Annotated in this window: 5 protein-coding genes; 1 reads left to right on the top strand and 4 read right to left on the bottom strand. The window is 73.9% G+C overall.

The features are described 5' to 3' along the window. The first annotated feature begins 117 nt into the window (after nt 1-117). On the top strand, nt 118-1,497 hold the full coding sequence (locus tag ACWCPN_RS33005; RefSeq protein WP_451213863.1) for a DUF2252 domain-containing protein: 1,380 nt from the start codon (nt 118-120) through the stop codon (nt 1,495-1,497). A 107-nt stretch (nt 1,498-1,604) separates the two neighbouring features. Here ACWCPN_RS33005 and ACWCPN_RS33000 read toward each other — a convergent pair whose 3' ends face one another. From ACWCPN_RS33000 to ACWCPN_RS32985, 4 genes are all read right to left on the bottom strand, one after another. Further along, nucleotides 1,605-1,802 (bottom strand): hypothetical protein, encoded by a 198-nt coding sequence (locus ACWCPN_RS33000; RefSeq protein ID WP_199212668.1) that lies wholly within the window; start codon nt 1,800-1,802, stop codon nt 1,605-1,607. Between the two features lie 131 nt (nt 1,803-1,933). Then, nucleotides 1,934-2,452: a hypothetical protein gene (locus tag ACWCPN_RS32995; protein ID WP_451213857.1), complete on the bottom strand. Its 519-nt coding sequence runs from the start codon at nt 2,450-2,452 to the stop codon at nt 1,934-1,936. An 18-nt stretch (nt 2,453-2,470) separates the two neighbouring features. Further along, on the bottom strand, nt 2,471-4,099 hold the full coding sequence (locus ACWCPN_RS32990) for an MFS transporter (protein WP_451213854.1): 1,629 nt from the start codon (nt 4,097-4,099) through the stop codon (nt 2,471-2,473). A gap of 28 nt (nt 4,100-4,127) precedes the next feature. Then, complete coding sequence (locus ACWCPN_RS32985; protein ID WP_451213851.1) at nt 4,128-6,821, bottom strand: LuxR C-terminal-related transcriptional regulator; 2,694 nt, start codon at nt 6,819-6,821, stop codon at nt 4,128-4,130. Nucleotides 6,822-6,961: the final 140 nt, after the last annotated feature.

Below are 6,961 nucleotides of genomic sequence, written 5' to 3'. Positions count from 1 at the left end.
CCGCCGTCGGCGGCCTCGCCTTCCTCTGGGCACCCGGCGTACCCGCGCTCATGCTCAGCGGCTACATCGGGTACCTGCGCGCGCAGGAGCACCGCACCGAGTGCCGTCACCGTCTCCCTGTCGCCGGCCGACCGCACGGCCCGGGGCAAGAACGCCCGCTCCCGTGTGCCGCGTTCGGGCCACGGCGTCCTCGAGCCCGCGCCGGACCGGCCGGACGTGATCGACGTACTGGCACGTCAGTCGGCCACGCGGGTACCGGAGTTGGTGCCGATCCGCTACGGCCGGATGCTCGAGTCGCCGTTCCGCTTCTACCGCGGCGCCGCCGCGGTCATGGCGGCCGATCTCGGCCCCCTGCCCGGCACCGGGCTCCAGGTGCAACTGTGCGGTGACGCCCACCTGCTGAACTTCCGGCTGCTGGCCTCACCCGAACGTCATCTCGTCTTCGACATCAACGACTTCGACGAGACCTTCCCGGGCCCGTTCGAGTGGGACGTCAAGCGGCTGGCCACCAGCTTCGTCATAGCGGGGCGGGCCAACGGCTTCTCGGCCGGGGAGCAGAACGCTGCGGTGCTCCGCTGTGTGGGGTCGTACCGGGAGCGGATGCGGGAGTTCGCCCGCATGCGCACGCTCGACATCTGGTACGCGCAGGACGACGCCGACCGGATGCGGGAACTGCTGGCCTCCTCGATGGACAAGGAGGGCAGGCGCCGTACCGCGCAGGCGACCGCACGCGCCCGCTCGCGCACCCACATGCAGGCCTTCGCCAAGCTGACCACGCTGACGCCGCAGGGGCGGCTGATCACGGCGGACCCGCCGCTGATCACCCCCCTGCGGGACCTGGCGGCGGGCAGACCGGCGGAGCAGGAGGACCGGTACCTGCAGTCGCTGCTGGAGGAGTACGCGCGCACGCTGCCGTCGGAGCGGAGGCATCTCCTGGGCCACTACCGGCTGGTGGACGTCGCCCGCAAGGTGGTGGGCGTGGGCAGCGTCGGCACCCGCTGCTGGATCCTGCTGCTGCTCGGCCGGGACGACGACGATCCCCTGCTGCTGCAGGCCAAGGAGGCCCAGGAGTCGGTGCTCGCGCCGTACTCGGACGGCGAGCGGTACGGCAACCAGGGCCACCGGGTGGTGGCCGGTCAGCGGCTCATCCAGACGACCAGCGACATCTTCCTGGGCTGGACCCATGTCATCGGCCTCGACGGACGGGGCCGGGACTTCTACGTGCGCCAACTGCTGGACTGGAAGGGCATCGTCCGGCCCGAGACCATGGATCCGGCTCTGCTGAACCTGTTCGGCCAGGTGTGCGGGGCCTCGCTGGCCCGGGCCCACGCCCGCTCCGGCGACCCCGTCGCCATCGCCGCCTACCTCGGCGGCGGGGACCGGTTCGACCGCGCGCTGCAGCACTTCGCACAGGCGTACGCGGACCAGAACGAGCGGGACTTCGCGGCGCTGGGCGAGGCCGCGCGCTCGGGGCGGATCGAGGCGGCCGATCTGTGAGCCGGCGGACCGAGGCGGCGGATCCGTGAGCCGGCGGCCGAGGCGGCGGATCGCAGGTGGGGGCGGGTCGGGTCCGGGCGGCGTGCCAGGGGCGGGAACCGCGGCCCTCACTCGGGGAGTTGCCGCATCTCCACCACCCGCAGTCCCAGGGACTGGCAGCGGACCAGCAGCCCGTAGAGATGCGCCTGGTCGATGATCCGGCCGAACAGAACCGTCTGGCCGGACATCATCACATGTTCGAGTTCGGGGAAGGCCTTGGTCAGGGTCTCCGACATGTGTCCATCGACGCGGATCTCGTAGCGCATGTGCCGTACTCCCGCCGCGGGCCGCCTGCGGTCTCACCTGCGATCGTGCTCCGCCCCCGGGGCCCGGGGCCTCACCCGGCACAGGTGATACGGCCGGCGGCGGCCCGGGACACCGGACGGGGGCGGGTACGTCAGTGGGTCAGCGCCAGCTTGAAAGCGATGATCACCAGCCCGAGCAGCAGATTGACCACCGCGGTGACCGACACCAGCCGCCAGGAGGCCCCCGCCTGCCGGGCGCCGACCGCCGACCAGCCCACCTGGCCGGCCACGGCGACCGCCACCGCGAGCCACACGGCCCCCGCCACGTCCAGCCCCAGCAGCGGGCTCACCGCGACGGCGAGGGCCGGCGGGACGGCCGCCTCGACGATCGGCCACTCCTCCCGGCACACCCGCGCGACGGCCGGCCCGGTCAGCGACCGCTGCGCGAGCCGGGCGCCGAACAGCTGGGCGTGGACGTGCCCGACCCAGAAGACGAGACCGGTGAGCACCAGCAGCAGCACGAGCTGCACCCGGGGGAACTTGCCGAGCCCGCCGGCGCCGATGACCACCGAGGCGGCGAGCATCGATCCGTAGACGGCCCCCGTGTAGTCGGCGTGCGTGCGGCGGCCGGCACGCTGCGTCCCTGCCGCGGTCGGGCGGGTCGAGGACATCGGCACATCCTTTCGCGCTCACTCCACCGGGCCGGTGGCGCCGGCCGGAGCGCCGTGCTCCGGCCGCTCGGTCCCGCGCTTCGGCGCGGTCGGCAGACGGGGGGTGACGAGGAAGCTCGCCAGGGTGATCGCACCCGTGGCGAGGATCGCCGCCCTCAGGCCGTCGAGCTGCGCCGAGGCGTAGGTGTCGGTGATGGCGTCGACCTCGGCCGGGGGCAGCCCGGCGTGCTGGGCCGCCGAGCGCACCTGGTCCGTGGGCACGAAGGTGAGCCCGGCTTCGAGGGCCACGCCGGTCTGCTGCTTGGTCTGCGCGGACAGCAGCGGATCATTCTCCACGTCCGTGGTGAACGCGTGTGCCAGCGCTCCGATCAGCATCGACCCGATGAGCGCGGTGCCGAGCGCCGAGCCGAGGTTCTGGGCGGTGAACTGCAGACCGCCGACCTCGCTGCGCTCCTCCTCGCCCACACTGGACTGCACGACGTTGCCGAGCTGCGAGGCGAGCAGGCCCATGCCGATGCCGAGCACGGCCATCGCGGCGGCGAACTGCGCGTCGTCGATGACCGGATCGATGGTGGCCAGCAGCCACACGATGGAGACCGTCAGCGTCAGCAGGGCCAGCCGCACGACCCGGCGCGGCCCGAGGGTCCGGCCCAGCCGGGCGGCGGTCAGCGACGTGACGAGCATCGTGACGGACACCGGCAGCAGCCGCAGCCCCGTCTGGAAGGCGTCGAATCCCTGCACCACCTGCAGGTACAGGGGGATCGTGAAGAACAGCCCGAGCAGGATCAGGTTCTGGCTCAGCAGGGTCAGCAGTCCGGATCGCAGGGGCGGGATCCGGAACAGCGCCAGGTGCACCAGCGGGTCGGCGCCCCTGGCCTCCCGCGCGCGGTCCCAGTGCACGAAGAGGGACAGCAGGGCCACCCCGGCGCCGATGACGAACAGGGTCGGCGCGAAGCCGAGGACGGTGAAGGGCGGATTGCGTGGCTGCACCCAGCCCCAGGTGCTGCTCTGGAGCACCCCGAGCACGCCCAGCGCCAGGCCGGCCGCCGAGAGCACCGCGCCGACCACGTCCATGCGGGGCGCGGGTCCGGTGCGGCGCGACTCCGTGATCACCCGGTGGCAGAGCAGGACGGCGATGACGACCACGACCTCGCCCGCGAAGACCAGCCGCCACGTCAGGTACGTGGTCACCCAGCCGCCCAGGAGCGGTCCGACCGCGATGCCGGCACCGGCCAGCCCGCCGATCACGCCGTAGGCGACCGCCCGGTCCTTGCCGCGGTAGGACTCGGCGACCAGGGCCGCCATGGCCGGCAGCACCATCGCGGCACCGAGTCCCTCGATGACGGACCAGCCCAGGGCGAGGACCCACAGCGTGGGCGCCAGGGCCGTCACGGCCGACCCGGTGCCGTACACGACGAGACCGAGGAGGAAGAGACGGCGGCGGCCGTGGATGTCGCCGAGCCTGCCCCCGATGATCATGAATGCCGCCATGACCAGCGCGTAGAGGGTGATGACGGCCTGGATGGCGGTGACCTCGGTGTCGAAGTCCTCGACCAGCCGGCTGATGGAGACGTTCATGACGGACGTGTCCAGCACCATGAGGAACTGGGCCGTGCCCAGCACCATCAGCGCTCGCCAGTGTCTCAAGGTCTCCACCTCACAGTCGTCAGCCGGGTCAGATCAGTCCGCGTTCGCGGGCTCGCCGTACCGCGTCGCCGCGCCGGTTCACGCCGAGTTTCCGGTAGACGCTCTTGAGGTGGGTCTTCACGGTGTTGACCGACACGTACAGGTCGGCGGCGATCTCCTCCGTGGACATCATCTGGGCGAGCCGGCACAGCACTTCGCGCTCACGTCCGCTCAGCTCCTCGACGACCAGCGGCGCGGGCTCCACGGCCGCGCCCGGACGGGCCCGCGCCGCGGGACCGCCGGAGATCAGCCAGCCGGCGGCCAGGGCCTGCAGGGGCGGGGTGTCCAGGAGGTGCCGGATCCGCGGCCCGGCCTCCAGGAAGGGGCGCCGCAGCCGTTCCCCGCGGGCGTCCAGCAGCGCCCGGGCGAGCAGTTTGCGGGCGGTGGTGTCGTCCCCCTCCTCCTGCGCCGCCCGCGCGCGCACCAGCGCGGCCCGGACGGTGACGCCGGGGCCGGTGCGTTCCCAGTCGCTCACCCGGTCGAGGATGCCGATCGCCGCGTCGCGGTCGCCGGCCGCGAGCTGGGCCCCGGCCAGCTCCGCCGCGTAGGCCGGCTCGCCGTCGTACGGCACCTCGTCCAGCACCTTCGCGGCGGAGTCCGGCCGGCCCTCGGCCAGATGGGCAGCGGCGGTGACCAGCGCGGTGTGCACCTCCGCCCAGGGGGAGGCCGTCAGGGCCGGTACGGCGGGGTCGGCCACGGCCGAGGCGGCCCGCGGCTCGCCCCGCGCCAGCAGCAGCCGCGCCGTCGCGAGGGCCCGGCCGGCCGCGGTCACCGGGTCGAGCGGGACGGCCCCGGAGCCGGCCGTCTCGTCCAGCAGGCCCCGGGCGCGCGCGAGGTCGTCGCGTTCCACGGCCACGGCGGCCAGAACCAGTTGTGCCAGCCCGGGGCCCGAGGGCCGCCCCAGACCGAACTGCTCCGTCTCGTTCAGCGCGGCCAGCGCCTGGCGTTCCGCCCTGCCCGGCCAGCCGTTCAGGTAGTCGATCAGGGCCAGGTGTCCGAGGGAGTCCTCCCGGGGCAGCGCCGTCGCCGCGCCGCCGGGACAGCCGGCCGCCTCGGTCAGGGCGTCGCGCGCGTCGTCGAAGCGGCCGGCCCACAGCCGGGCGGAACCCAGATGGGTGAGCAGCAGGGCGGTGAGTTCGGGATGCTTCCGAAGGAGGTCGGCGGGGACCTCGTCGCGCAGTCGCGCGGCCTCCGCCACCGCCCTCTCGGCCCGGCCGGGCGCTCCGGTCAGCCGCGCCGCGAGGGCCTCCAGCAGGACGCAGCTCAGCCGGCCCGCCGCGTCGGACGGCACCTCGCCGGGATCCCTGCCGTCCTCGGCGCGCAGGCCGTCCTCGGCCCGGCGCAGATGGCTCAGGCCGCGCTCCACGTCGCGCCCCGACAGATCGCGCGCGGCGCGCACCAGCTCCGCCGCGGCACCCGGGACCTCGGGTCCCATCCGGGCGAACAGCTCGGTGAGGTCGTCCGCGCGCAGACCGGCGAAGAGCTGGCCTATCGCCAGGTCGTCGACGAGGGCACGGGTGGTGAACTCCCAGTCGCCCGCGGCGGCGCCGTGCGCGAGCGCCTCCGGCAGGGAACCGGAGGCGCGCAGCCAGCGCGCGGCGCGCCGGTGGAGCTCCGGTTCGAGGCCGGGCGAGCGGACCCGCAGATGGGTCCGGAGGATCTCGCCGAACAGTGGATGCAGCCGGTACCAGGAGTGCCCGAGATCCTCCACGAACGCGTTCTGGGTGTGCAGTCCGGCCAGCTCCGGCTCGACACCTCCGGTGCCGGTCAGCGCCTCGGCCAGTTCCGGGCAGAACCGCTCCATGACGCTGACGCCCAGCAGCAGGTCCTGGGTCCGGGCCGGCTGCCGCTTCAGCACCTCGGCGAGGAGGAAGTCGGCGATCGTGCTCCGGCCCGCCTCGAAGTCCGCCAGGTACGTCTCGGGGTCCGGACGCTGCTGGGCGGCCATGGCGCACAGCCGCAGCCCGGCGGCCCAGCCCCGGGTGCGCTCCACCAGGGCCCGGGTGGCCTCGGTGGAGAGCCGCAGGCCGTGCCGCTCCAGGAGGGCGGCGGCCTCGTCGGCGGTGAAGGCCAGCTCGGCGTCCCGGATCTCGGTCATGGCCGCGGCGGCCCGGTACCGGTGCAGCGGCAGCAGCGGCTCGGTGCGGGTGACGAGGATCAGGCGCAGTCCCGGGCCGGCGTGGTGCAGGACGAACTCCAGTTGCTCCGCGATCCGCGGGTCGGTCACCCGGTCGAACTCGTCGAGCACGAGGACGGCGGGGCGTACCCGTCCGCTCAGCTCGTCGGCGAGGCGGGCCAGCAGGGTGTGCTCCACCCGGCCGGCGTCCCCGGGGCAGCCGATCTCGGCGGGCAGCGGGACCCCGGCGGCGCGCAGTGCCTGGAGGACGTAGGCCCAGAACACGCCGCAGCCCTGGTCGTCCGCCTCGTTGGTGAACCAGGCGACCGGCTGCCCGAGCCGGGCGGCCCAGTCCGCGACCAGCAGGGTCTTGCCGGCGCCCGCCGAGCCGTTGACCATGGTCAGCGGGGTGCCGAGCGCCTGGTCGAGGTGCTCGGTCAGCCGCCGCCGGCGCAGGAAGGTGGCCGGCCTGGCGGGCAGGGCGAAACGGGTCTGCAGAAACGGCTCTCCCAGCGGGTCGACGTACCCGACGGCTGGTCCCCGTGTGTTCTCGTGTCTCGCAGCCACGGGGTCATCACCCCCGTCCGACAGCCGATGAACGCTTGCTCTCCACGATCAGCATCGCAGTGTTCTTGTCCCCGCGCAGTTCGCGCGGGGTCGGGCCGGGCGGCCCATGGGCTTCGTCCCCGCCGGGTCCCGGGAAACGG

The sequence above is a fragment of the Streptomyces sp. NPDC002386 genome (assembly GCF_053593175.1).
The sequence above is the reverse complement of the archived record's forward strand: the minus strand, read 5'-3'. Positions and strand labels throughout refer to the sequence as shown.